Annotated in this window: 24 protein-coding genes; 15 read left to right on the forward strand and 9 right to left on the reverse strand. The window is 44.3% G+C overall.

The features are described from left to right. The first annotated feature begins 17 nt into the window (after positions 1-17). Complete coding sequence (locus M0C34_RS15495) at positions 18-1,235, forward strand: uracil-xanthine permease family protein (protein WP_248712585.1); 1,218 nt, start codon at positions 18-20, stop codon at positions 1,233-1,235. Between the two features lie 68 nt (positions 1,236-1,303). Here the strand turns inward: M0C34_RS15495 and M0C34_RS15500 are convergent, their stop codons facing one another. The 3 genes from M0C34_RS15500 to M0C34_RS15510 all read right to left on the reverse strand — a co-directional run bounded on the left by M0C34_RS15500 (position 1,304) and on the right by M0C34_RS15510 (position 5,457). After that, positions 1,304-2,650: a DUF1501 domain-containing protein gene (locus tag M0C34_RS15500; protein WP_248712586.1), complete on the reverse strand. Its 1,347-nt coding sequence runs from the start codon at positions 2,648-2,650 to the stop codon at positions 1,304-1,306. Between the two features lie 9 nt (positions 2,651-2,659). Then, positions 2,660-4,546, reverse strand: a complete 1,887-nt coding sequence (locus tag M0C34_RS15505; RefSeq protein WP_248712587.1) for a DUF1800 domain-containing protein — start codon at positions 4,544-4,546, stop codon at positions 2,660-2,662. 317 nt (positions 4,547-4,863) lie between these two features. Continuing rightward, positions 4,864-5,457 (reverse strand): LysE family translocator, encoded by a 594-nt coding sequence (locus M0C34_RS15510; protein WP_248712588.1) that lies wholly within the window; start codon positions 5,455-5,457, stop codon positions 4,864-4,866. A 112-nt stretch (positions 5,458-5,569) separates the two neighbouring features. Between M0C34_RS15510 and M0C34_RS15515 the strand changes: the two genes are divergently transcribed. Together M0C34_RS15515 and M0C34_RS15520 are read left to right on the forward strand one after the other, a co-directional pair. Continuing rightward, positions 5,570-6,955 (forward strand): aminotransferase-like domain-containing protein, encoded by a 1,386-nt coding sequence (locus tag M0C34_RS15515; RefSeq protein WP_248712589.1) that lies wholly within the window; start codon positions 5,570-5,572, stop codon positions 6,953-6,955. A gap of 109 nt (positions 6,956-7,064) precedes the next feature. Further along, positions 7,065-7,907, forward strand: coding sequence for a 23S rRNA (adenine(2030)-N(6))-methyltransferase RlmJ (locus M0C34_RS15520; protein WP_248712590.1), 843 nt, complete (start codon positions 7,065-7,067; stop codon positions 7,905-7,907). A gap of 41 nt (positions 7,908-7,948) precedes the next feature. On the opposite strand, the gene M0C34_RS15525 is transcribed toward M0C34_RS15520, so the two are convergent. Continuing rightward, positions 7,949-8,761 carry a phosphotransferase family protein gene (locus M0C34_RS15525; protein WP_248712591.1) on the reverse strand — a complete coding sequence of 271 codons (813 nt, stop codon included), beginning with the start codon at positions 8,759-8,761 and terminating at the stop codon, positions 7,949-7,951. 49 nt (positions 8,762-8,810) lie between these two features. Here M0C34_RS15525 and thiB point away from each other — a divergent pair, with 49 nt between their 5' ends. The 5 genes from thiB to M0C34_RS15550 all read left to right on the forward strand — a co-directional run bounded on the left by thiB (position 8,811) and on the right by M0C34_RS15550 (position 14,243). Continuing rightward, on the forward strand, positions 8,811-9,794 hold the full coding sequence (gene thiB / locus M0C34_RS15530) for a thiamine ABC transporter substrate binding subunit (protein ID WP_248712592.1): 984 nt from the start codon (positions 8,811-8,813) through the stop codon (positions 9,792-9,794). A gap of 10 nt (positions 9,795-9,804) precedes the next feature. Next, on the forward strand, positions 9,805-11,367 hold the full coding sequence (locus tag M0C34_RS15535; RefSeq protein ID WP_248712593.1) for an ABC transporter permease subunit: 1,563 nt from the start codon (positions 9,805-9,807) through the stop codon (positions 11,365-11,367). Then, entirely contained in the window at positions 11,361-12,062 is a 702-nt protein-coding gene (thiQ, locus tag M0C34_RS15540; protein ID WP_248712594.1) for a thiamine ABC transporter ATP-binding protein, read from the forward strand. The genes M0C34_RS15535 and thiQ overlap by 7 nt, the downstream gene beginning before the upstream one ends. A 66-nt stretch (positions 12,063-12,128) precedes the next feature. After that, on the forward strand, positions 12,129-12,467 hold the full coding sequence (locus tag M0C34_RS15545) for a hypothetical protein (RefSeq protein ID WP_248712595.1): 339 nt from the start codon (positions 12,129-12,131) through the stop codon (positions 12,465-12,467). Positions 12,468-12,737: 270 nt separating this feature from the next. Continuing rightward, entirely contained in the window at positions 12,738-14,243 is a 1,506-nt protein-coding gene (locus tag M0C34_RS15550; protein WP_248712596.1) for a hypothetical protein, read from the forward strand. 57 nt (positions 14,244-14,300) lie between these two features. Here M0C34_RS15550 and M0C34_RS15555 read toward each other — a convergent pair whose 3' ends face one another. Both M0C34_RS15555 and dapA read right to left on the reverse strand, forming a co-directional pair. Continuing rightward, positions 14,301-15,125: a diguanylate cyclase domain-containing protein gene (locus tag M0C34_RS15555; RefSeq protein ID WP_248712597.1), complete on the reverse strand. Its 825-nt coding sequence runs from the start codon at positions 15,123-15,125 to the stop codon at positions 14,301-14,303. Between the two features lie 84 nt (positions 15,126-15,209). Beyond that, complete coding sequence (gene dapA / locus M0C34_RS15560; RefSeq protein WP_248712598.1) at positions 15,210-16,082, reverse strand: 4-hydroxy-tetrahydrodipicolinate synthase; 873 nt, start codon at positions 16,080-16,082, stop codon at positions 15,210-15,212. 318 nt (positions 16,083-16,400) lie between these two features. Here dapA and rsmC point away from each other — a divergent pair, with 318 nt between their 5' ends. From rsmC to M0C34_RS15580, 4 genes are all read left to right on the forward strand, one after another. Continuing rightward, on the forward strand, positions 16,401-17,432 hold the full coding sequence (rsmC, locus tag M0C34_RS15565; protein ID WP_248712599.1) for a 16S rRNA (guanine(1207)-N(2))-methyltransferase RsmC: 1,032 nt from the start codon (positions 16,401-16,403) through the stop codon (positions 17,430-17,432). A gap of 135 nt (positions 17,433-17,567) precedes the next feature. Beyond that, entirely contained in the window at positions 17,568-18,788 is a 1,221-nt protein-coding gene (glgC, locus tag M0C34_RS15570; protein WP_248712600.1) for a glucose-1-phosphate adenylyltransferase, read from the forward strand. Positions 18,789-18,880: 92 nt separating this feature from the next. Next, entirely contained in the window at positions 18,881-20,353 is a 1,473-nt protein-coding gene (gene glgA / locus M0C34_RS15575; protein WP_248712601.1) for a glycogen synthase GlgA, read from the forward strand. Positions 20,354-20,428: 75 nt separating this feature from the next. Further along, the gene (locus M0C34_RS15580; RefSeq protein ID WP_248712602.1) at positions 20,429-20,707 is read left to right on the forward strand and encodes a late competence development ComFB family protein; all 279 of its coding nucleotides are present in this window, start codon (positions 20,429-20,431) and stop codon (positions 20,705-20,707) included. On the opposite strand, the gene M0C34_RS15585 is transcribed toward M0C34_RS15580, so the two are convergent. Further along, on the reverse strand, positions 20,704-20,907 hold the full coding sequence (locus tag M0C34_RS15585; protein WP_248712603.1) for a hypothetical protein: 204 nt from the start codon (positions 20,905-20,907) through the stop codon (positions 20,704-20,706). The genes M0C34_RS15580 and M0C34_RS15585 overlap by 4 nt on opposite strands. 77 nt (positions 20,908-20,984) lie before the next feature. Next, positions 20,985-21,857: an EamA family transporter gene (locus M0C34_RS15590; protein WP_248712604.1), complete on the reverse strand. Its 873-nt coding sequence runs from the start codon at positions 21,855-21,857 to the stop codon at positions 20,985-20,987. Positions 21,858-22,094: 237 nt separating this feature from the next. Between M0C34_RS15590 and M0C34_RS15595 the strand changes: the two genes are divergently transcribed. Next, the gene (locus M0C34_RS15595; RefSeq protein WP_248712605.1) at positions 22,095-23,114 is read left to right on the forward strand and encodes a helix-turn-helix domain-containing protein; all 1,020 of its coding nucleotides are present in this window, start codon (positions 22,095-22,097) and stop codon (positions 23,112-23,114) included. A 7-nt stretch (positions 23,115-23,121) separates the two neighbouring features. Here M0C34_RS15595 and M0C34_RS15600 read toward each other — a convergent pair whose 3' ends face one another. Next, positions 23,122-23,532 (reverse strand): GFA family protein, encoded by a 411-nt coding sequence (locus tag M0C34_RS15600; protein WP_248712606.1) that lies wholly within the window; start codon positions 23,530-23,532, stop codon positions 23,122-23,124. A gap of 152 nt (positions 23,533-23,684) precedes the next feature. On the opposite strand from M0C34_RS15600, the gene M0C34_RS15605 reads away from it, so the two are divergent. Continuing rightward, complete coding sequence (locus M0C34_RS15605; RefSeq protein WP_248712607.1) at positions 23,685-24,155, forward strand: WbuC family cupin fold metalloprotein; 471 nt, start codon at positions 23,685-23,687, stop codon at positions 24,153-24,155. Positions 24,156-24,319: 164 nt separating this feature from the next. Continuing rightward, the gene (locus M0C34_RS15610; protein WP_248712608.1) at positions 24,320-25,444 is read left to right on the forward strand and encodes a DUF481 domain-containing protein; all 1,125 of its coding nucleotides are present in this window, start codon (positions 24,320-24,322) and stop codon (positions 25,442-25,444) included. Positions 25,445-25,477: the final 33 nt, after the last annotated feature.

Consider the following 25,477-nt stretch of genomic DNA (forward strand, 5'->3'; position numbering starts at 1 on the left):
TTCAGGGAGAGAAACCAATGAATACCCCTCTACTGGGGGCACAAATGCTACTTGTTGCATTTGGTGCTACTACTTTAGTTCCACTACTTACAGGGATTAGTCCAAACCTCGCTTTGCTTGGTGCAGGTATTGGTACTTTAATATTTCAAATTTGTACCCGTCGACAAATCCCTATTTTTTTAGGTAGCTCATTTGCATTTATTGGCCCAATTATACTAGGTATTCAACAATTTGGACTACCTGCCACACTCAGTGGTTTGATGGCGGCCGGGGTAATGTTCCTCATTATTAGTGCCATTGTTAAAGTACGTGGCGTAAGAGTAATAGAACGCTTTTTACCGCCGGTGGTGGTTGGTCCCGTTATTATGGTGATTGGTTTAGGGTTAGCACCAGTGGCGGTAAACATGGCCTTGGGTAAAACCGGTGATGGCTCGGCGGTATTAGTAGAACAAGATGTGGCCTTGCTAATATCCTTAGCCTCTCTATTCACCACTATTGTGGTGTCTATTTTTGCTAAAGGCATGTTGAAATTAATGCCGATTATTAGCGGTGTGGCAGTGGGTTACATTTTGAGCCTATTCTTTGGTTTAGTTGATTTTAGCTCGGTAGCCAGTGCCGCTTGGTTTGCTATTCCTGAATTTGTGACACCAGAGTTTAATTGGCAAGCCATTTTGTTTATTGCCCCTATCGGCTTGATTGTTACCATTGAACACTTTGGTGATATTTTGGCTATCTCTAACGTTACCGGTAAAAACTTTGTAGAGAATCCGGGCATTCATCGCTCGTTATTAGGTGATGGCTTAGCCACCATTACCGCCGCCAGCTTTGGCGCGCCACCCGTAGTGAGTTATGGCGAAGTAACCGGCGCGGTAAGTTTATTGAAAACTTACAATCCAGTGATTATGACTTGGGCAGCGGTATTTGCTATTGGCCTAGCTTTTGTAGGTAAAACAGGTGCCTTACTATTGTCTATTCCAGTACCAGTAATGGGCGGTATTATGTGTTTGTTATTTGGTGCTATTGCAGCCATTGGTTTAAACACCCTTATTAGCAAGCAAGTAGACTTATCTATTCCACGCAACCTAGTGATAGTTTCAGTCACCCTAGTATTTGGGATTGGAGGCATGGCTGTAGGCTTAGGCGAATTCACCTTAAAAGGTGTTGGTTTATGCGGCATAGTGGCGATTATTCTTAACTTGGTATTACCCCAAGAAGAAAAAGCGACAGAGGCATAAGCTGATTATTGATAACTAAACAGGGCCAGCATATTGCTGGCCCTTTTTATTACGAGTAGAGAAACAAGTTAACTAAACATTGATAAATGGGTTTGGTTAAAGTTACTCAGGCTTGGAAATAGCTCCAAAATTTCGCTATCACTTAGGCCAAACCAACTGGCTAAGCTAGCAAAGTATTGCTCGTTGGCCACTTGCGGTATCATCCGGCCACCGCCAACATCATAGGCGCTATCCAGCGCTTGTTCGATAACCGAACCGTATATCTCACCACCGTTTACTGCGCCGCCCATCACTAGCTGGTTGCCCGCCCACCCATGGTCGGTACCGTCACCATTCGAGCTTAAGGTTCGGCCAAAATCAGACATAGTGAAGGTAGTCACTTGGTTAGATAAACCTAAGGTTGTCATAGCACCATCAAACTCTGCCATCGCTTGCGATAGCTGCTGCAACAAGGCTGGATGATTAACATTTTGATCATCGTGGGTATCAAAGCCGCCCATGCCGACAAAAAATACCTGACGCCCAACCCCAAACTGAGATTGTACCGACAAGGTTTTTGCTACAGCTTGTAACTGACTAGATAACTCTGTGTCACTAAACACATCAGTAAACTCATTGGCCCCCGCTAAGGCTTGGTTAAGCTGCTCGGTATTACCCACCGATGAAGCCAATTTGTCACTGTAGCTTTTTGCCAAAGGATGACTTGCTTCACTAAACATTTGTTCTAACTGTTGCCTAAACGCCTGGGTTCGCTGCGAAGTACTGTTGTAAGCACTGACTCGAGTAATACCCGATTTATTCATAGCAAATGGCACCGAGTTAGGCCCTGTTTGCCAAAGATTATTGCCCGACAAAGAGATGTTAGAACCAAAAGTATCATGCTGGTTAAGTAGTTCTAATATGCGCCCACCCCAACCATAATTTAGGCTTTCTTTTTCACGCCCTTGCATCCATGTGGCTTGCTGATCGTTGTGGGAAAACAAATTATTGGGAATAGCCGCGCTCTTTTGCTTGTATTGCTCCAAGGTAATAGGAACAAGCAAACTCCCCACCCCCGATACCACAGCCAAGTTTTGATTAGTAAAAAGCGGGGCTATAGGAGCCAAAGCTGGGTGTAAGCCTACCCCACCAGCTACTGCTGTAGTTGGGTCAATACTTATAGCATCGGAGACCGCTAAATTCTGCCGGCTATTTAAATACGCTGATAAAGGGTCACCTTGCTGAGGGATCAGCATGTTAAACGAATCGTTGCCCCCCTTTAAGAAAATGCATACTAAGGCTTTAAAGTCACCTGTACTCGCCGCTGGCGCCGCCATACCGGTCATCGCTTTTAGCTGCATGCTAGTTAATGCCGCCATTGACACGCCGCCTTTTAGGCACAGCGACAGAAACTCTCGCCTGTTTTTATAATTCATCTCAGGCTCCTAAAGCTGAATAACATAGTCGGGAGAAACCGACACGGTAAATAACAAAAATGCGACTTGATGATTAATCCCCCATGACGACCATATATCTTGTACTTCGCGCAACGTTTGTCGTTGAGAAGTACTCATCGCCCCGCTATAAAACACAGTATTGTAGTAATCGAGCAAGGCTTCTAAACCTTGTAACTCAAGAATGTTAGCGTGCGCCTGCATACTTAACAAAATACGATTGTCACTAGGATCAGACACTTCTTCTTTAATATTCCATAGAAAATTACCGTATTGATTATTAAACTGACCAATTAACGCGGCATCGTTGGCAATTTGTAACTCTGGTGCCACGATGTCCAAATCCAATAAATCAGCAGGCTGGTAATCGGGTCTAAAAAAGTTAAAAACCGATGGCGAACCTAAAGGGCTTTGGCCATGGCTGTCGTTTAACGACCAAGTGAAATACCAACCACTAGGGCTAGCCGCATCTAACTCACGCCAAAATTGAACAGTGCGTAATAAAGGCTCTCGCACTTTACCGTAGTAGCTTATTACCCCTGAGTTTTGGCGGGCTTCGTCGTCTAACAAAATAGCGCGAACTACTGCCGCCAAATCACCGCGAACACCATGGCCATTGTTGTTAAATACACTGGCTACACGCGCCACGTATTGCGGCGTAGGGTTAGAGGTAATTAAACGTTGGATAAGCTGTTTACCAATAAATGGCCCCACGTTAGGGTGGTTAAATAAATTATCTAACGCCGCTTGCATATCGTCTTCTGGGCTTTGTCCGCCGGCGATGACTTCTCCACTTAATAAGGTTTTGTCTTTTTGCGAGTGGTAATCGGGGTAGGCTTCCATCGGAATCGTATAGTTACGGCTAGGTCGGTTCCAGCGGGCGCTCGCGCCAAATGTCCAGCCGGTAAATACTCTAGCAAAGCCTTCAATTTGTGGTTGACCGTAAGTGGCAATCGTATTGCCTTCGCCATCGCGCTTGGGGCTGCCATCAAGATTTAATTCCGCTAAACCAATAGTGAATAACTGCATCACTTCACGCGCGTAGTTTTCATCAGGGCGAATGTTTAACTCTTCATCGGCTTTTTCGTTGCCTAAGTGACTTAAGTAAGTCCCCATGACTGGCGATAAGGTGACTTCTTCTAGTAACTCTCGGTAGTTACCAAAAGCGTGCTCGAGTAAAATATCTTGGTAATGAGCCATACCTTCTGGTTCACCACGCAACGCATTATTACTATCTGATACCACCAAAATTTCGCTTAAGGCAAAAGCCACCCGTTGACGCAACTGATCAGGCGCATTGAGTGATGCCTTCCACCAAGCGTCCACTCGATTGATTTGATTAGGCTCCTCTCTATCGGGGTAGTTTTTTACCAACGGCGAATGAAAAGTAATCGGCAATTGCATTTGCTCGTCTAACCATTCTTGCTCACTAATACCGATTGCTTGTTCTATCTCAATGCCTTTAGGGCCTAGCGTAGCTTGATGCAGCAAGCGGGCTGCTTGGGCTGAGCTCATTGCTTGTTTCACTTCAAAGCTCAATTGCTGGCGAGTAACGTTGTCTTGCTCATTAGTAATGGCTACTTCAAAGGTATAGGTATCAGCATCCAGAGCGTTATTACTGGCGGGGGTTATTTCCAACTCTAGGCTATCGCTTTGATTAAAGCTGATACTTGGCCCTGCAACTTGGCGCCACTCCACTTTACTAATAGTACCCACACCAGAAGCTTTTGCTTTTAATGTTACGGGCTGGCCCTTACGGGCAGTTTGGCTCAACTCAATATCCACATTAGGGTTTTGAGGTTCGTCCGAGACTGATTCCGAGCCACCACCACAAGCTAACAATGATAAAAGCAAGGTGATACCAACAATACTTCGCATTAACACATCCATGTCATTAATTGATAAACAAACGAATTCTCGGGATACTTGGCTTTAAAATCAACAATTTGATAACACATAATTCTGCTACGGTGTTACCGAAGCTTTACGCTAAAAACGTAGAGGCTAATAAAATCAAAGAAAGTTGGATTGAAACTTATAAAAACAACCACTTTCAAAAATAAAGCTATACTTTTCTTTAATTTACCTTTTTTTGATAATTAGTTAACCCAATGTATTTGGCATCTTTTAGTCAATTTAACTGCCTGTAAAGCCTACCATGTAACTAAATTTGTCAGAATAGCCATTTTATACCATTACAGCCATAGCAGTAGCACACAACCAGCGGTGAGGCATGACATAGTTATGTTAAAGTTTTGCCTAGCGACCGGAGAGCTTAACCAGCGGGCGATAAACTTACCAAAACTAACCCAAACCGTCGCGGTCACCGGATTGACGAGAAAAAATGACAATACCAAGCCTGCGATAGATGGCCAATAGTGTTCACCGGGGATAGCAAAACTAGCCACTGCCGATGAAGTCATCATCCATGCTTTGGGGTTTAAATACTGGAAGCCCAATGATTCTAAAAAGCTGAGAGGTTTCGCCATGCTTTGCTTCGCCAATGTAGATTGGCCTAATATACGGTAGGCCAAGTACAATAAATAAGCACTACCTAAAATTTTCAGCCCCCACTGCAATAGCGGGTAATGCTGAAATACCCAGTTTAAACCTAAAGCCATCAGCAAGATCATCGAAGCAATGCCAACCGGAATTCCTGCCATTTGCGGCAAAGTGCGCTTAAAGCCAAAATTGGCGCCAGAAAAAGTCAGTAGCATATTATTTGGCCCCGGCGTTCCAGCCATAACCACTGCAAATATAATCATTGATGAAAACAAAGCAATATCCATATCCCCTCCAAAATTGTATCGATACAATATAGTAAAAACTGTGAAAAACACTGCCAAACATCTAAGTTACACGCTAATATAGCCTTACAACGGCGTCAAAAGGTTTATTGTCATGATGACAATTTGGAACAAGTTGAATAAAGAAGGAAATAAAGCCGCTCAAATTGTTGAGCAGCTAAGAGAGTTAGTCGCCAGTAGCTCTCTGCTACCCGGAGAAAAACTGCCTCCTCAACGGCATTTAGCCGAGTGGCTTGAAGTCACCGTGGGCACCATAAGCCGAGCTTATACCCAAGCCGAGCAGCAAGGCATAATTGAATCTAGAACCGGTAGCGGAAGCTATGTAAAAAAAATGCCTGACTACCAACAGCAATGGGGAAGCCTAAAAGGGGATAACCAAAACATAGGCTTATGGCAAAATACGGCGTTTACCCAAGCTAGGGCTCAGCACTTAAGTCAGTTACTGCAAGGCTATAGCCAAGCAGGTGAACAGTTGGATGACTTGCTAGATAACGACTTCAGTCAAAACATCATCAGCCAACGCCAAGCGATGTGTAGTTGGACGAATCAACAAGGTTTTCACTTTAAGCCTGAACAGTTGTTTTTTTCCTATGGGGCACAACATGGCCTACACCTATGTTTAATTGCTATGGATTTAGTTGGTGAGCGCGTTCTTTGCGAATCTTTGTGTTACCCCGGTCTGATTACCTTGGCCAAACAGCTTAAGATTGAATTAAAGGGCCTGAAGCTAGACCAACAGGGGATCTGCCCAATCGACCTGTTGCATCATATTGAAAAGTTTCACCCCAAAGCCCTCTACCTCACCCCGACTTTGCAAAACCCCACTACCGCAATTATGTCTGAGCAGCGGCGCCTAGAAATTATCGAGATTTGTCAGCAACACCAAGTGATCATTATTGAGGATGACGTATGTGGTTTACTGCCAGATCAGCGCCCCAGGTCAATGGTTGAGATTGCTCCCGAGCAAGTCATCTATCTAAATAGTTTTTCTAAAGGAGCATTTAAGGGCTTACGTTTTGCTTATCTACACGCGCCAAAACACCTAAATGATGCACTTAACAGCGCGATTCGAGGAAGTGTGTGGAATATTAGCCCCTTGTTGGTTGATATCGCCATTCAGTGGATCCAAGCAGGCCATGCCGATCAAGCACTCATCGAGCAGCGCCGCAGGGTGAACCAGCGGGCCCAGTTGCTTCATCATCATATGGCGGGCTTAGATTACACCTACCAACCAGGCGGCTTACACTGTTGGTTGAAGCTCCCCTCTGGGTGGCGTTGCGCCCAATTTGTAGAAGCGGCTAGGCAACAAGGCGTAGAAGTGGCCTCGGCTGAACACTTTGTGGTTGATAACCAAGCGAGCCCTAACGCTGTTCGTTTGTCATTAGGCCAGGCGGAATCAAACCTTTTACTAGATGAAGCCTTAGCTAAACTGGCCATATTACTAAACTGCGGCCCCAGCATCCCCACACAAATCATCTAATCGAGTAAAGTGGGTGAGAAACTTGCATCTGCGCTAGTCTGTACCTAGACTAGCGCATTATCATCAGCTTTCGTTTGATGCCCTTTCTTATCAATACAGAGACTACACTTTGTTAAGCTATCGCCACTCTTATCACGCGGGTAATTTTGCCGACGTACTAAAGCATTTAGTACAACAGCGAATTCTTACTCATCTCACTCAAAAAGATAAACCTCTTTGTTATATCGATACTCACGCTGGCGCCGGTGCGTATAGCTTAAATAGCCCTGAAGCTAAGAAAAAGAGTGAGTATGAAAACGGCATTGGCAAACTGTGGGACGCTGAAGATTTACCGCAGTTGCTAAAAAACTATTTAAAACTGGTGAACCAACTGCACCCAGAAAAAACCCGCCAGTATTACCCGGGCTCACCGTGGATCGCTAAAATGATGCTGCGCCGTGATGACCGACTGTTTTTGCACGAGTTACACCCTAGTGAGCAAGCGCCTTTAAGTAGTTTGTTTCAACGCGATCGTCGCTGTAAAATTCGCCAAGAAAACGGCCACCAAAGCTGTGTGGCACTAATGCCCCCTAAAGAACGTCGAGGCTTAGTATTAATTGATCCGTCCTATGAAGTGAAAGACGAGTATCGCACCGTGGTAAGCACTTTAGTTGAGTCTCACAAACGCTTTGCTTCTGGTACTTATGCCTTGTGGTACCCGGTCGTTGAACGCTTTCGTATCGATAAGCTCGAAAAAGCCTTAATCCGTAGCGGCATGACCAATATTCAACTGTTTGAATTAGGTATTCAGCACGACAGCGATGAGTTTGGTATGACTGCCAGTGGCATGATTGTTATCAACCCACCGTGGACCTTGATGAAAGAAATGCAAGAGGTGTTACCTTACTTAGCCGAAACCTTAGGTGAAAACGGCGAAGGCAATTGGCGCGCCGAAGTGCTAGTAGAAGAATAAAGCCCGCCTGCAGCGCATTTAAGCTGACACTTGAATGCGCGCTATACCTTGATACTTTCTAACCAAGCCAAAGAACGCGGCATCAATAGTGGCTGTTCAGCCTGATATTGCCAATACCAGGCCAAGTCTAACAATGTCACACCTTTTTCTAATAATGCAAATTGTTCAAGACCTAGGTCGGATAGCTTGAGCAATTGCTGGCGCTGCTCAATGTTCACCGGACAGCGCACCGACACGCTGGCTGCATCCCAGCCAAGCATAGAGGTAGCCGCATACTCCCAATCTAATACCAACAGTTTTTGCTGAGGCGTAACGAGCAAATTTTCAAGGTGTAAGTCATGATGATTAAAGGCCGTAGCGCTTGGCCAATTTTGCTGTTCTATCCAACGTAAGGCCCGCTGTCGCCAGCCTTGTGCTTGAGCGTTTGTCACATCACAAACGTAATGTGTTAGGTAACCAAGCATATCAAAATGTGGCAAGCCCTTACCGGCTTTTGGTAATTGCTGAAGTATCATTAATAGCTGCTGCCAAAGCACTGGTTGTCGCCATTGATTATGGCTCACTACCTCGCCTTGTTGATAATAATACAGTAAAAAATGACTACTATTACTCAATGGGTGTAACTTGATCGCCCAAGGAACTAAGTTAAGCTGTTGTAATACTTCTCTTTCGCGTTGATAATCCAAGCCATAACAAGGCTGATGCTGATTTAGACGCAATACTAACAGTTCGGTTTGCGTTTTAAGTAACCAAGAATGCTGATGGCCACCGCTTAAACGGTCGGCTTTCAGTAATGGTCCAAGGTGTAACTCTAGGTAACTTAAGACTGGTTCGGGTAATGCAAAACTCGGCACACTAAGTTCCGTAAGTGGTCACAGAAAAATTATTATCAAGGAGTGTAAGATGAAAAAACTGCTATGGCTAGCATGCTGTGCATTGAGTGTAGTAGGCTTTAATAGCCAAGCTAAAACCGAACTATCCGTATATACCTACCAAAGTTTTGTTTCTGATTGGGGACCTGGACCAGCACTAACTAAAGCCTTTGAACGCCAATGTGACTGCACGATTTCGTGGGTAGGTTTAGATGATGGTGTGGCTATTTTAAATCGCTTGAAACTAGAAGGTAAGCGCAACAAAGCCGACATTATTCTAGGCTTAGACACCAACTTAATCCCTGAAGCCAACGCTATTGATTCGGTACAAGCCCATCAATTAACACTGCCCCCGCTTGCCATTGACTGGCAAGATAATAACTTTGTGCCGTTTGACTATGGCTACTTCGCCTTTGTCTACAATACTGAAAAATTAGCCAAAGCCCCAAGCTCTATGCAAGAGCTAATTAACGACTTTGACGGCACCATTTTGTATCAGGATCCACGAACTAGCACACCAGGTCAGGGCTTGATGTTGTGGATTAAAGCCTTATACGGTGACCAAGCAACTCAAGCGTGGGACAAGCTCAAAACCAAAACAGTGACAGTGACTAAAGGCTGGAGCGAAGCTTACGGCATGTTCTTAAAGGGTGAAGCAGATTTAGTACTAAGCTACACCACCTCCCCTGCCTATCACATGGTCGCAGAGCAAGAAAATCGCTACCAAGCAGCTGAGTTCAGCGAAGGGCATATGAGCCAAGTAGAAGTAGCGGCTATTAGCTCAACCAGTCAAAATGTTGAATTATCTCAGCAATTTTTACAGTTTTTGCTTGGTGAAGAAGCACAACAAATCATCGCCACCAGCAATTGGATGCTACCGGTTAATCCAAAGGCAGAGTTGCCTGAAGCATTTTCAAGCTTGATAATGCCAAAGCCTCTTAGTATCGACAATCAAACAGTCAGTAAACAACGTCAGCAATGGACCAAAGAGTGGCGGAACGCAGTAAGCCAATAAGCCACTTATAATGCCCAAGTTAGCAGCGCTATTAGGCTATGCCGCCACAGCGACAATCGCCTTGATTGTGGCTGTGGCTTTTTATGGTTTAGCCGAACAAGCTAAACAGCTTAGCTGGGCAGCATTTAATGACCCCTATTTATGGCGAGTTTTACGCTTTAGTCTTTGGCAAGCCTTAGCGTCTGCGGCGCTAGCGTGCGGAGGCGGAGTGCTGATTGCTAGAGCGTGGTTTTACTTGCAACCCAAGTCGTTGGCCTGGCAATTACGAATAGCCAATTTATGCTTTGTTAGCCCGGTTATTTTAGTTGTTCTAGGGTGCGTAGGCAGCTTTGGCTCAAATGGGTTTTGGCAACAGATAAGCCCATTTTCATGGAATATATACGGATTACCTGGGATTTTAATCGCACATAGCTTCTTGAACATGCCGTTAATTGCCCGCTATTGCTACCTGCAATTTAACGATATTCCTGCCAGCTATTGGCGGCAAGCTAAACAACTAGGCTTCAGTGATTTACAGCGCTGGCGGAATGTAGAGTGGCCACTGCTCCGTTCTCGTCTAGCGGGTTTATTTGGCTTAGTATTTTTACTTTGCTTTGGTAGTTTCACCATTGTATTGGCACTAGGCGGTGGCCCTCGTAGCACCACTTTAGAAGTGGCAATTTATCAGGCTTTACGCTACGACTTTGATCCCTTATTTGCTTTGCAATGTGCCCTGTTGCAATTAATTATCGCCGCCAGTTTAGGTTGGTTATTATTAGGCCGAGAACAAGAAGACGCGCCCCGCCTTAAGCAATCCTATATCGAAAAAATTAACGCTTCTGCTGGCCTCTGTATGTTCTATCGTGTTGCTCTGAGCATCTATTATCTATTCATACTATCAGTAACATTGGGGATTTTAAGCCCACTATTTACACTTAATTGGCACCAACTGCCTTGGGCTCAATGGCAAAGCAGTATTACTTGGTCACTCAGTATTGCCTTACAAAGCACACTATGGGTAACGGTGTTGGGATTTTGCTTATTGGCCCACTACGCACATAACCTCAACCAACAGCGCCGCAGTAAAACCAATCGAATTCAAGAGCTCTTTGCCTCGGTCATGTTACTTGCGCCAGCGATGGTGATCACTACAGGCTTGTTTTTCTTTCTAATTCGACGAACAGATATTGCTGAATATACGCAAGCCCTAGTCGCACTAATCAATGCCTTGATGAGCCTGCCATTTTTTATTCGTAGCTTAAAACCAGCGCTCAATGACTTGGTGAAGCAATACCGTAAACTCAACCTCAGCTTAGCATTGCCAATGTCTAGTCAAATACGTTTTATTGCTTGGCCCTTGCTGCGAAAACCACTGAGTCTCGCCCTGGGTTTATCGATGGTATTATCTTTGGGGGATATGGGTGTCATCGCCTTGATAGGCAGTGTGGATGTCGTCACTTTACCGCTGTTGTTATATCAACAATTGGGCACTTATCAATATGCGCTAGCCAGTGCAACCGGACTGATTATGTTGCTGTTATGCACCAGTATTTTCTATCTACTCGATCGTACCATAGGACGAAGCCCATGCTGAAGATAAACCAACTAAGCTGCCAGCGTGAACAACAGCTGTTTAATTACCAGTTAGACGTGGCGGCAGGAGAAGTGGTGGCCCTGTTAGGCGCGAGTGGTAGTGGTAAAAGTACGCTGTTAGAGCTTATTGCTGGTTTTGTACCCGCCACTTCTGGCGAGTTAATTTGGCAAGGGGAAAACATATTACAACAACCCATTGCTCAACGCCCTGTCACCAGTTTGTTTCAGCAACACAATTTATTTCACCACCTTACTCTTGCCCAAAATATTGCATTAGGTATCGCCCCTTCCCTTAAACCCAGTAAAAACCAACAACAGCAAATTAGTGAAGTGGCTGACAGCTTGGGGATCGCAGATTTACTTCAGAAACGCCCAGACCAAGTGTCAGGTGGTCAGCAACAACGAGCGGCATTAGCGCGTTGCTTAGTCAGGCAACAACCTATCTTATTACTGGACGAGCCTTTTAGCGCACTCGATCCGATGCTGCGTTTAGAGTGCTTGGAGTTAGTTAAGCAGTTAGCAGAACAATGGCAGCTGGCGGTGTTAATGGTCACTCACCAATGGCAAGACGCCTCAAGAGTTGCCAAGCGTGTAGCCTTTATCGAACAAGGAAAAACTCAGCAGTTTGCTGAAACAGACACCTTACAGAACTACCCGGCCAATAGTCATATAGCCCATTACTTGGCCTGCAGCTGAGAAAGGCTAAAGCTCATGTAACAGTGGCCGATATACTTGTTATTCAAGCTTAGAGGGGGCTTTATCATGCAAGTTAATTACAATTTACAAGCGGCCTCGCTAGAGTCTACTTATGCTGCCCGTACCCGCATAGAAAACACCGCCCCTAGGCAAACATTAAGCGAGTATACCGCGCGTAGACAAATGTCTAGCCCAGGCAGTGCGGTGTATAACGGTAATGACGTTCAGCCAAACCAATCAGCAACTCAATTGCGTGATGGCGACGATGCCAAGCAAGCTAACCGTAAGCAAATTCGCGAAGCGATGGGAAGAAGTGTTGATCAAGCGGCCACTCACATTCGTTTGTATTTTCAGTATATGGATGAAAAAAGTTCTCGCGGGCCACAGCTGTTAGCTAAAGCTTAAACACTTATCCACAGTCAAGAATAAATCGGACCTAGAACCCGTTGGTTTAGCCATCGCCCCTCCACCAACATCCTTCGCTACAACCCACTGATCATTTACGTCTATCAATCATTGAGTCTCTTCTTCTCACCAGCCTCCACCTTAGTACAAAAAACCAGCAAAAAAATCATAAATAAATTATTAATTCAAAAATAACCACTAATCGGGTTCAAAATTTGCTAAAAGACCTTATGCAGCATTTTTTTGACTTATAGATTTAAGGACTAACTCTTGAACAAGGCAATTTCTACAACCTTTTTAGCCACTTTATTGTTATCTGGATGTGGCGGTGGTGGTGACTCATCAGCACCCAGTGCCCCAAAATACAAGTGGCAAATTATTCAGTTACAAACGCAAAAAGAAAGTGAGATGAAATCTGGCTGTATTATCTATGGAACCTCAGAGACAGATGACAGCCGAGTGATGACCGCCTCCGTTGCGAATACTGGTTACAACATTCTATTTCACAATGCTGATGGCACTATCATTGACGAACACACCATCCCTGCCGCGGATGTTCCCAGCACGGGAATTGTCACCATTAATAGTGCTTTAGTACCCGATGAAGGGTACGTATCTTTAGAAGAACTTGACCGAGACTTTACCGGGCAACCCGATGTGTACATGTTAAGTGTTGAAAAGTCTTTATTATCCGACTCGGTGTTTAGTGTGCGTAGTGCGCAAACGGGCAGTGATTGCTATAAAGGAAAAGACTACCGCACAACGGTTGATACCTCTGACACCGCGGCCTTAAGCGCATTGCAATTAAGCGGTGTTAGCTACTATAAAACCAGTTACTCGGCAGAGTTAGTCGCTGGCAGTGAAATATCGGCACACGTCCCTGTACGCTCACCTTTACCGGCCACTAAAAACACCTTGGTCACGGCGTTCTATGCTAGCGAAAATCAACAGCATACTGACCTCGCCTATTACGGGTTTATTGAGCCACAGTATATTTATGATACCGAAGACAGCGGCGATATCATCTCGGTGGAGCTTACTAGTGAAGACTTACTACCGATGTATTGGCAAGCGGCATCTAACCTTAGTTTAGATGACGGTAGCGCAATACTGGCCATCCACAATAACAATAGCTATCACTGGCAAACCTTATATGAGCAGGTTGACGAATTTAGTATTTTCTCTAATAGCCGCTTAGTCAGCCACTGGGTGGGGCTTTTTTCTGGAAGCACATTAGACAGTCAATGGCAATTTGATAGCTTTGTAGCCATCGACTCAGATAGCTCAGCTGTAAGCCTTGAATTGCCCGATTTGGCATCCATCGATTCGGTTAATTTAAGCAGCAATTGCTCTAGCGAGTACTCCGCGGCCAGCTACTGCTTAGATAATGGTAATAGCTTCAGTAGCGAGCATTTTGCCTTGCAACGTAGCCAGCTACGTTTGCTGTCTCATGCTGATAGTCGCGTTTTTTATCAAACTATTTATGCCCAGCCTAAGGCTGCTCAAGTGGTACTGCAAAGCAGCGCTTCAGAGTTACAAGTTAGCTCGGTAGACCGACTTGAATTAGCCCTGCTTAATGGCGAATTATCAGCAGATAAGCGTGATTACTTCATGGCAAGTTATATGGATAGCCAAACCATTGCAGAAAGCAATATAGTGAATGAATTTAGTGATGCAAACGGTTTGGTCGTCACCCCTGAGGAGCTAGATAATTTGTATCTCAATATGCTGAAGAATACCTCTACCATCTCACACAATGCCAAAACTGGAAGTTAAGCCTTAAGCTTAAGCGTCGCTCAGATAACGCTGACGACGCTTAAGCTTAACCACACATTAATAGGGCGACAATAATTCTACGGAATCTAAGCGATGAGCCAATAGAGTATCTACGTTATCCCCATGCTCAGGATAGTAGGCCCACCCTACTTTTAAACTATCCAAAGACACGCCTTGTAATTGTTGTTGTAGCTGTAAAGTCAGTTTTTCTGCCACGCTGTTGGCCGCGGCTCTGCTTGCCCCATATAACAAAGCAATTAACTCGCCATCACTATATTGGGCGATACTGTCAGAACGCCGCAACTGTTGTTGTAAAACTTGGGCAACAATAGCGCACACCAACGAAGAGTCATTGCTAGAGTAATGCAAAGTGAGAATGGCAAAGGGTTCATGATTGCGTTGGCTTAAACGCATCGCTTGAATCAGCAACTCACGAAATAAAGGGGCAGACAGCAAACCACTTTGCGGATCGCGTAGTTTAGTCTCATCGTTAATCACCGGCATGGTTAAGGGTAATACACTGGCTAGCAAGTAATGTTGCTGCTGAATTTCAACCGGCATACCGTGAAGGCGCAACCACTCATCTTCACTATGGCAATAATGACAAACCAGTGCCGTGTTATTGCTTAAGCTAGCATGCATCGCTTGCTGGAAAGCCGACCGGCACCGAATATCAATTTTCTGCAACCATTGCTCTAAAGACATTTTATCCGTTTCATTGGCCACCCAAGGGTAACGTACAGTCACGAGATCATCATTTGGCTGAAACAACCAATAACCACTATCCGTTTCCACAATACTATGAAAAAAGCTCACAAGATCTACATCCGCCACGCCACGTCCTTTTTCAGTGTTTACATAGAGTGTAGCAAAGCTATTCACTTCGCTTACTAGTATTGTTTTGCTATTTAACAGGCACAAAAAAGGCTGAGCATGCTCAGCCTAAATTAACGTTGCTTGATAAGCCTATATCAACTCAAGAGTTTCCATTTCCTTACGGATGCGGCTCTTGGTGGTGTCAGACAACTCAGTTACGGGTAAACGGCACTCGGCTTTACATTTGTTAAGCAAAGACATGGCGTACTTAGCACCGGCAGGGCTTGGCTCCAAAAACATCGCCTGATGCAAAGGAATCAACTTGTCTTGAATCTCACTCGCTTTCGCATAGTCACCATCTAAAGTGGCTTGTTGCATTTGCGAACATAACTTGGGTGCAACGTTAGCGGTGACAGAGATACACCCTTGGCCACCACTCAAATTATAAGAGACTGCGGTTGCATCCTCACCACTTAACCAACAAAAGTCAGCACTGATTAATTGACGTTCAAACAACGGTCGTGATAAATCACCGGTAGCGTCTTTCACGCCGACGATACGGGGTAACAAAGCCAACTTAGCGATGGTCACGGGGCTCAAATCCACCACCGCACGAGGTGGAATGTTATACAAAACAATCGGAATATCGGTCGCGTCATGCAACATCTTAAAGTGTTGGTAAAGGCCTTCTTGATTTGGGCGGTTATAATAACCCGCCACATGCAATGTCGCGTCGGCTCCAGCTTGTTGAGCAGCCTTTGTATATTCAATCGCTTCAACCGGGTTATTAGACCCCGCGCCAGCGATAACAGGTACTCTTCCCTTAGCTTGTTCAACTACCGCTCTTACCACCGCGATATGTTCGTCATGGCTTAAGGTGGGGCTTTCACCAGTCGTACCTACTGGTACAATACCGTGAGTCCCTTGATTAATATGCCATTCAACTAACTCGCGAATCGCCGCATAATCCACCTCGCCTTCTGTAAAGGGAGTAACTAGCGCTACAATCGATCCTCTAAACATGCCCGCTCCATCAACTTACTTCAAAAATAAAAAAACCCGGTCACAGTGGCCGGGTTCAAAAATGTTGTTTCGTTTTAATAACACCCAGCCATTAACCACCCGTTTTTTATTTCGGGCCGTTTATACTTCTTCAACTCTAAAGAAAGTGGCAACACGGTGCAGTCCTTTAACAACGAAAATCTTACTAGCTAGTTTCCTTAGCACGCACTAAAAGTCAAGTAACCTGAAAAATAAATCCATAGTAACTGCGATGAGATAGCCTTTTCTGTGAAAACTTCCTATTATTGCCACCATTAAATACCGTGATAAAGCCTAACTATGAACACCTCGCTACATACCACCAGCCAAGTACTCGCCCGTCATGACAATTTATTTGCTCAACAACACTTAGTTGTAGCAGGTCAGTTAGCCGACAACTACCCTTTATCACTATTAGAACAGGTTGAATCCTTACAACTATGCTGTACTCACTATGGGCACTACCGCTACTACCAAGCTAATCAACACCGTAGGCTCACTAGCCAATTTTCAGCGACCCCAGTGATAAACCCTGATAGCAACGCCCTGCTGTTGTTTATGCCCAAAGCAAAACAAGAAGCGGCCTACCTATTTGCTCAGCTATTACCGCAACTGCAAATTGGCGCAAGTATTTTTGTGGTTGGCGAGAATAGAGGCGGAGTAAAGAGTTGTGAAAAACTACTTGCCGAATTTGGGGTTAAGATGAACAAAATTGATAGTGCTCGCCGCTGTGGGCTCTATCATGGAGAGTTAACCCAAGCGGCCCCTCCGTTTGTTGCCGAGCAATGGCAATCAGAGTTCACCATTCCCGCTGACGATAAAAGCTTGAGTGTTAAATCTATGCCTGGCGTATTTAACCATGGGAAACTAGACTACGGCAGCCAACTTTTACTTGAGCAACTACCGCCTATGCGTGGCTCGGTGCTCGACTTTGGGTGCGGCGCGGGCGTTATTGGTGCAAGCTTGGCACTTCGTTATGAAATCGATATCACGCTGCTCGATGTTAGTGCATTTGCTGTCGCTAGCAGCCGAGCAACTTTAGCAGCAAACTCGCTAGATGGAACAGTACTTGCTTCAGATGGATTAAGCGAGGTGGGTCAACGCTTTGATTTTATCGTTACTAACCCGCCATTCCATGCTGGTATTGATACGCAATATGAAACAACTGAAACGTTTCTTATTCAAGCAAAACAGCATTTAAACGCTAACGGCGAATTATGGTTAGTGGCAAATAGTTTTCTTCAGTATGAAGCAATTATTAAGCAACACTTCTCTCGCTGTGAAAGCAAGCTAGATAACAAAAAATTCAAGATTTTGCGTTGTTGCATATAGAAAATCACTATTTTCATTATGGATTTATTAAAACGACTATTCTGCTGTTTACATTAGAGCAAATATCTGGAAACTTAGACGGATTACGTGAAAACGATTTCATAACTTAAAATTTAAATAGAGGTACTAGGTCCCATGGCTGGAATTCTTACAATGATCCTCGCGGGTGGAGAAGGCACACGCCTTTATCCGCTAACAGATAGCCGCACTAAACCCGCGGTTCCTTTTGGGGGGAGCTATCGGCTTATCGACTTCGCCTTAAATAACTTTGTTAACTCTGATTTTTTAAAGATTTATGTTCTCACTCAGTTTAAATCGCAATCACTAAATATCCATTTACGCCAAGCTTGGCACTTATCAGGCATTACTGACCGCTTTATTGACGCGGTTCCCGCTCAAATGCGAGTGGGTAAACGCTGGTACGACGGAACCGCTGATGCCATTTACCAAAATGCGCGATTTATTGAGATAAATGAGCCTGATCACGTTTGTATTTTTGGTAGCGACCACATCTACAAGATGGACGTTCGTCAAATGGTAGATGAACATCGCCGTAAAGAAGCAGACCTAACTGTAGCCGCCATTAAGGTGCCTAAAGAGCAAGCCGACCAATTTGGTATCATCGAAGTCGACGTAGAGGGGAGAATGATTGGTTTTGAAGAAAAACCTAAAGTAAACCCTAAAACCATTCCTGGCGACCCTGACCATGTACTGGCCTCTATGGGCAACTACGTATTTGAACGTAAAGTCTTATTAGAATCACTCTACGATGATGCTAAAGAAGACAATTCTACGCATGATTTTGGCCACGACATCATTCCAAAGCTCTACCCTAAGGGTAATGTATTCGCTTACGACTTTACTCAAAACGACATACCAGGTGAGACAACTAGCGGCTATTGGCGTGATGTAGGTACCTTAGATGCCTATTGGGCGGCTCACATGGACTTATTAGATGAAGAGCCACCATTTTCGCTATACAACCCTAAATTTCCACTGCACACCCATTACCCTCCATTGCCACCAGCAACCTTTAAGGATGTAGGAGACAAAAAAGTAAGTATCAGCCAATCTCTGATATCTGCGGGTAGTTTTGTTTTAGGTTCAGAGGTTAACCGCAGTGTACTTGGTTTCAGAAGCCACGTTCGCCCGGGCTCGGTCATTAGCGAGTCGGTGTTAATTGCTAATTGTAGAATTGGCGAAGGCTGTCAGATTCGTCGAACAATCATCGACAAAAATGCTGAAATTGCCCCCGGAACCATTATAGGAGAAAATTTAGAAGAAGATCGCAAACGTTTTACGGTATCTCCAGAAGGAATTGTAGTGATACCGAAAAACGCTAAAGTTGGCTTTTAATTGACCAAGTCACCTTGTAAATAGACAAGCAATTACTCTAATATGAACTTATTTAAGGCACCCTAGGTGCCTTAATAGTTAAGGAGCTCTCTGTGACAGCCAATCCTGTCAGGATATTATTTATAGCCTCTGAAGTTGAAAGCCTTGCTAAAACAGGCGGTTTAGCTGACGTGGCTAAATCTTTACCTCTTGCCCTAAAGGAACATGGACAAGACGTAAGAATTATCATGCCTTTCTATAAAACCTTAAAGCGCCATGATGAAGCTGAAAAACTCTTCGACTTACGTTTACACACTAATCATGATGACATCGAATATTCTGTTTATCGTTTAATGCTTGAAGATGTCCCCGTTTATCTTATCCAGCAACATGCTTATTTCGAACGGGATCAATTATATAGCGAAGGCGAGTTTGCCTATGATGATAATGGCGAACGTTTCTCTTTTTTCTCTAGGGCGGTTTTTCAAGTCGCTGAAGCACTAGACTTTAAGCCTGATATTTTTCATTGTAACGACTGGCACACTGCTTTAATCCCTTATCTTCTCAAGCAAAAGTATGCCCATCACCCGTTCTTTTGTAATAGTAAATCGGTATTAACTATCCACAATGCCGCATTCCAAGGCATCTTTGAAAAACACCAGTTTCACCTTCTTGAAGGTTTAGCTGATGGCCTAGTTGACCAAATATTGGATGGCTATAATTGCTTAAACTTACTGAAAGCAGGGATCCGTTACGCCGACAAAATCAATGCTGTTAGCCCTAACTATGCACAAGAGCTACTCACTCGCTTAGGCTCTCACGGTTTATGTGACTATTTCGAACAGCGAAGAGCAGACCTAGTCGGCATTTTGAACGGCTGTGATTATTCTGATTGGGATCCCGCTACTGATCACTTATTACCCACCAATTATTCAAGCAGCGATCTCAGCGGCAAAGCGGTCTGTCGTCATACTTTGCAGGTGAAAACTAATCTTGCTCAGATTGATGTGCCGATATTTGGGATGGTATGCCGTTTAACGGAACAGAAAGGGTTCTACTTATTGCTACCAGCGCTACAACAGTTTTTACGTCATAATGTACAAGTTGTGATTGTTGGGACCGGTGATAGTGGCATTGTGGGCGAACTAGAAGCGCTGGAAAAACAATGGCCTGATAAGCTTCGCTTTATTCACGCTTACAGTAATGAACTAGCCCATTTAGTTGAAGCAGGGGCAGACTTCTTCCTGATGCCTTCTCTATTTGAACCTTGCGGCTTAAACCAAATGTATAGTTTGGCTTATGCGACCTTACCTATTGTTCGCGGAGTGGGTGGTTTAAAAGATACGGTTGTCGATTATGATGAAGATCCAAGCCAAGCAACCGGACATATTTTCTATGATCCAGAGCCAGCAGATCTACTCAATATCTTACGCCGAGCATTGTTGCTATATCTAGAGCACCCCGAAGAATTTCAAGCAATGCGCCACCGCGCAATGAAGTCTCGCTTCCATTGGCAAGAGTCTGTTTGGCAATACGAGGCGCTGTATAATGAAGCGCTAAATGTGAGTCCGGTTCAACAACCATAATATTATCTGTCAGAGTCTAGCGACTCTGACTATTCTTATGTAACCTGAAGACATACATTTATTTGAGGAATTTACATGCGCTTATCAGAGGAAATTCATAACTTTACTGAGTTCCTAGTAGGTGAACAACTACATGCCTTAAACATTCAAAAGCGCTGTGATTTAGATACCTTGCAAGACTTATGTTGCTTGGTACTTAACCGCTTACCACCGCGTTACATCAGGCATGACGTTGATGTACTAAGTGCAATTAGTGACGAAGAACGGGTGCTATTAGTAGAAAAAACTAAGGTAGCGATTGAAGAAGGGCTTAAGTTTCTCGAACAGGACCGTCGTAAAGGCCCCCGCGATTAAGATATTTCAAGTTCAATCGCTGTACAGCCCTTGCCACAATAGACCCCGGGTGTTTTTTCTTGATTAGGTAAAACCACAAACAAAGGTTGCTTACAGCTTTCACACAATTTGGTTTTACCCGCTAGTACTTGTTTAATCACCTGGCGCTGTTGCTGAAACGAGTTAGCACTACGCTTGTTCAGTTCTTTAAATCCTGACATTTTATTATCCCACGCTATTTTTATGCTCACTTTAGAGCCTCAAGGTTTTACTTACAATTGCTAATCACGCGAATTGGCTAACGCGCAAGCCAAGTGCGTAGGCTTGCTCCAAATACACAACTGATTAGGCCCAACAATACTAAACAGGTTCCCATCCATTCTATAATCGTTAGGTGTTCGTTAAATGCCAAACTGGCGGTGAGCATTCCCACCACCGGAACCAATAAAGCAAAAGGGGTGACTGTTGCCGCACTATATTTCGTCAACAAACGCCCCCATAAAGCAAACGCAAGCAGCGTAGAAATAAAGCCGACATAGGCCAAAGCCAACCAAGTAGTCCATTGCGCGTTCAGCAATAATGCTATTGGTTGCTTTGATTCAAATAAATAAGAAAACAGCAGCAAAGGTAAGGGGGGAACAAGGCTTACCCACACCATAAAGTGCAATACATTAACCCCACCCGCTCGTTTCATAAAAAGATTAGATACCGCCCAAGACAACCCCGCAAGTAGCAGTAAGAGCATACTAAGCAACGTTAAATTTTCCGAGCTGTTGCTAAAAAATAACGCGAAGCCACCACAGGCAATGAAGATCCCTAGCAGCTGGTAAACGGTGATTTTTTCCTTAAACCATATATAGCTTAGTAAAATGGTGAACATCACCTGTGCTTGTAACAATAGAGAGGCTAAGCCCGCGGAAGCTCCTACCTTCATAGCGATAAACAACAAACTAAACTTTATCACGCCAAGAAAAACACCAACAGCCAGTACGTTACGCACTGCTGTTTTTGGGAAAGGAACAATTAGCACCGCTGGGATAGCAACAACGGCAAAACGCAGCGCCGAAAATAACACCGGCGGCCACTCCATTAAGCCAAATTTTATAACCGAAAAATTTACCCCCCAAATAGTTGCCACCAACAAGGCGAAAAACACATCCAATGGTTTCATACAATCCCTATCATCTCATAGCGTTTGATTCAGCATTCTCCGCAAAGCTTCAGCCTACTATTGGTTGGTGGCAGGGTCAAAGCTCGCCCTCGCCTTAACGTTGAGCATTCGGCTTTGATCGTCAATTAAATCTTACCCATTACCCTGGTTGATAGCCTACAATAGCCATACATAGACACTTTGAATCCATAAGGCCCAAATATTGATTCAGACTGTAGAGATAAGAAGTGAGACGTAATGAAAGACTTTAACATTTCGTTTATTCGATTAAATTTTATCAAGCCGATCATTGATGGATTAAAGGCTGAATACGGCATTAGCAGTCAAGACTTAGGGATCCCCGATAAACTGCTGGAAGAACCGCTGTCCTTGGTCCCTCAAACTATGTGTAATCACTGGTTAGAGCTAGCTGAGCGGCTAAGCGAAGACCCGCTATTTATGCTTAAGTTATCTCCCTACTTGCGCTTTGAGAATATTCAGCACTTTAACAACTGGGTTTATTATACCCCTGATTTAGCGATCACCTTTCGTCGCATCAACTATGGAACCTCATGTTTGCAATCAGGTTGTACATTCCACGGTTTGCAATCGGGTCATATTATTAAATGGTGTTACCTTAACCCTTTTGTACACAAGCAAGGGCGTTTGCACGACAGTGTTCGCGTCGCCCTAATGATGGTAAACATGCTACGCCATTATCTTGGTGACAAGTTTGTTCCACTGCAAGTTAACTTAACAGGTCCTACTAGGGACAAACCTCGATTAGAAGCATTTTTTGGTTGTAAGGTAAATGTCGGTACAGCGCAAACCGAAGTGTGGCTTAATAACTCTGTGATCGCACCCAACAATGAAAGCCAATGGCAAAAGCAAGCACCATTGCGCTTAAATGACGCCCAGTTAGATGAATTAGTGAATATTCCACAACCGCACGACATGGCAAAATCACTCTATTCCCTGATTAACTTCTCGCGCTATTACGGTAGACCGAGTGTGGCCTTTTTAGCGGACTGTTTGGATATGTCTCGGCAACAATTACAACGTCGTTTATTAGCCCATGGCTGGAATTTTTCGTCGATGACTAGCTATGTATTGTGTAATGAGGCCATCCAGTATCTGTTCAAAGGTTATCAGATTGAAGACATTTCAGAGCGCCTAGCATACAGCAATCAACAAAGTTTCTGCCGCGCCTTTAAACGTTTACGCGGTATTACTCCCCATCAATACTTGCAAAGCTTAAACAACCCCCCCGTTAACTAGCGGGGCTCTACTCCACCCTGCCTTGTTTAAACTGTGGTAAGTTGTCACAAATGTCATTCCAATTTGCTTTATTGGCAACAAAGATATGTGCATCGGGTTTTAGCGCAATATCAGTGTCTAGGGTCGCTAAACTAAATTCGATAAACTGGCCATCGTCATTGTCGGGTGCGAAGGTTAAACTGGAACCGCAAGTCCCGCAAAATTGACGAGTGGTGCCATTATGAGCTTTATATTGTTGCAGTTTTTCCACACCACTCAACCAGCTAAAGTGTTCAGCCTTCGCCTCGCCATAAGTCGCAAATGCCGCGCCATGAAACTTTCTACACATGCTGCAATGGCAATGCCCCATGCGCGGCTCCAATTGCGTGACTTGATAGGATATCTGGCCACATAAGCACTTCCCTGAATATATCGTCATAACTTTCCTCTAGCAGTAAACAATCGGCTTAATACTTCACTCTACCCCTTAAATCAGCAATTGTTGAGTGAACTTTATTGTGCCACCATTATGTCAGTTCATTTATAGCGCCAGATATAGCGCTAATACCATTCTAGATAGGAATAGCTTCGATGTTAAAAATCATTAGCGATAAGGATTTCTCGACCTTTAGCGACAATGCAAAAGCAGCGCCCCGCCAACGTAGCCACCACAATGTGCACGATAGCTTAGACGCTAATGTACAGCGCCTATTCATCGCTACCGAACCAGATACCTACATGCGCCCACATCGCCATAGCGAAGCCCACAAGTGGGAATTATTTTTGGTCCTGAAAGGGCAATTAGATCTATTGATCTTTAATGATGAAGGCCAGCTTACCCAGCGCCATAGTTTGTCACCCGCCACCAACCGAGCGATTGAAATCCCACCTAACACTTGGCATGGTTATGCTTGTATGCAAACCGGAACTGTGGGTTTAGAGATTAAAGAAGGCGCTTACGTCCCCACCCCAAAGGAAGATTTTGCCCCTTGGTCACCCGCCGAAGGCGATGAAGAGGCCGATCAATACCGTGAATGGATGCGTAAGGCCCAAGTAAAATAGTCACCAAAAACTATTACAAAAAGTGAGCTTTAGGTGACTATGCGGCCTAAAGCTTTTTCAAACAAATAGTCTAATTGGCTTAACAGCATATTCCGTAATCAATAAAAAGCCGCTACTATCAAAGCACTAAACTCAATGTTGCTTGATGGAGTACAGGAAATTTAATGCGCCCCTTTGTTCTGCCGCTACTCTTCAGTTTCGTTCTCAGCCCTTTATTGAGAGCAGAAACCGAGCAAACTGACCTTCCGGACAATATACCGTCGATCAGCGAGCAATTTCAGCACGACTACTTCAGTGCGCTCGATCTTGATGAAGATAAAGATTGGATCCAGCTAGATTCAGGTGAAGTGATTCAAGGAGAGTTAGAAGAGCTATACCAAAAGGAAGCATTGTTCGACAGTGACGAGCTCGATGATCTCACCATAGACATTGATGACATCCACCGCTTACGCACAGCAAAGTGGTATCAGGTAAACTTGCGGGGTTTAGGCGTGGTACGAGGCCGCTTAATGGTGAATGAAGATAAAGTTACTATTGTTGGCAAGGATACGCACCATGCCTCTCGTTACGATGTAATTTCGGTATATCGAGTAGCCGAAAGCGAAGCCGACCGCTGGGAAAACAAAGCCACCCTAAGTGCCAACATAGCGAGTGGTAATACCAATACCCTAGAAATCAATGGTAAGTTAAATAGCGAGCGTAAAACCGCATTAAATCGAACGATCATTACCTATCTTGGGGTGATTTCTGAATCGAACAGTGAAACCACCGCACGTAACCATCGTATCACCTTGTCTCACGATTTATACAAGCATCATGATTGGTTTTTTCGCCCCATTTTGGCCGACTTTTACCATGCGCCGCTTAAAAACATCAAGCTACAGTCCCAGCTGGCCTCACAGGTAGGTTATATAGCGGTGGATGATGACGATAAAAAGTGGGAGCTATCAATTGGTCCATCTTGGCAACAAACGCGCTTTGAAGAAGTGAGCGCCGGCAATTCTGATAAAGAAAGCAGCTTGGGTTTATCTTTTGGCTCTAATTTCGAAATAGATATCACTAAAGATATTGAGTTAACCCACGACTATCAAATGACCTTATCACAACAAAAAACCGGTGGTTATCAACATCATAACTTGGTTAATCTAGCTATTGATATTACCGATGATTTAGATTTAGATATCGACTTTATTTGGGACTATACCGACTCGCCAACAGCAGATGCTGACGACATTACGCCCGTTAAAAACGACTACCGCCTTGTCGTTGGGATTGGCTTAGACTTCTAATGTTTGGGGAGAATTGCTCCCCCCATGTGAAAA

This window comes from Agarivorans sp. TSD2052, assembly GCF_023238625.1.
Classification (GTDB): domain Bacteria; phylum Pseudomonadota; class Gammaproteobacteria; order Enterobacterales; family Celerinatantimonadaceae; genus Agarivorans.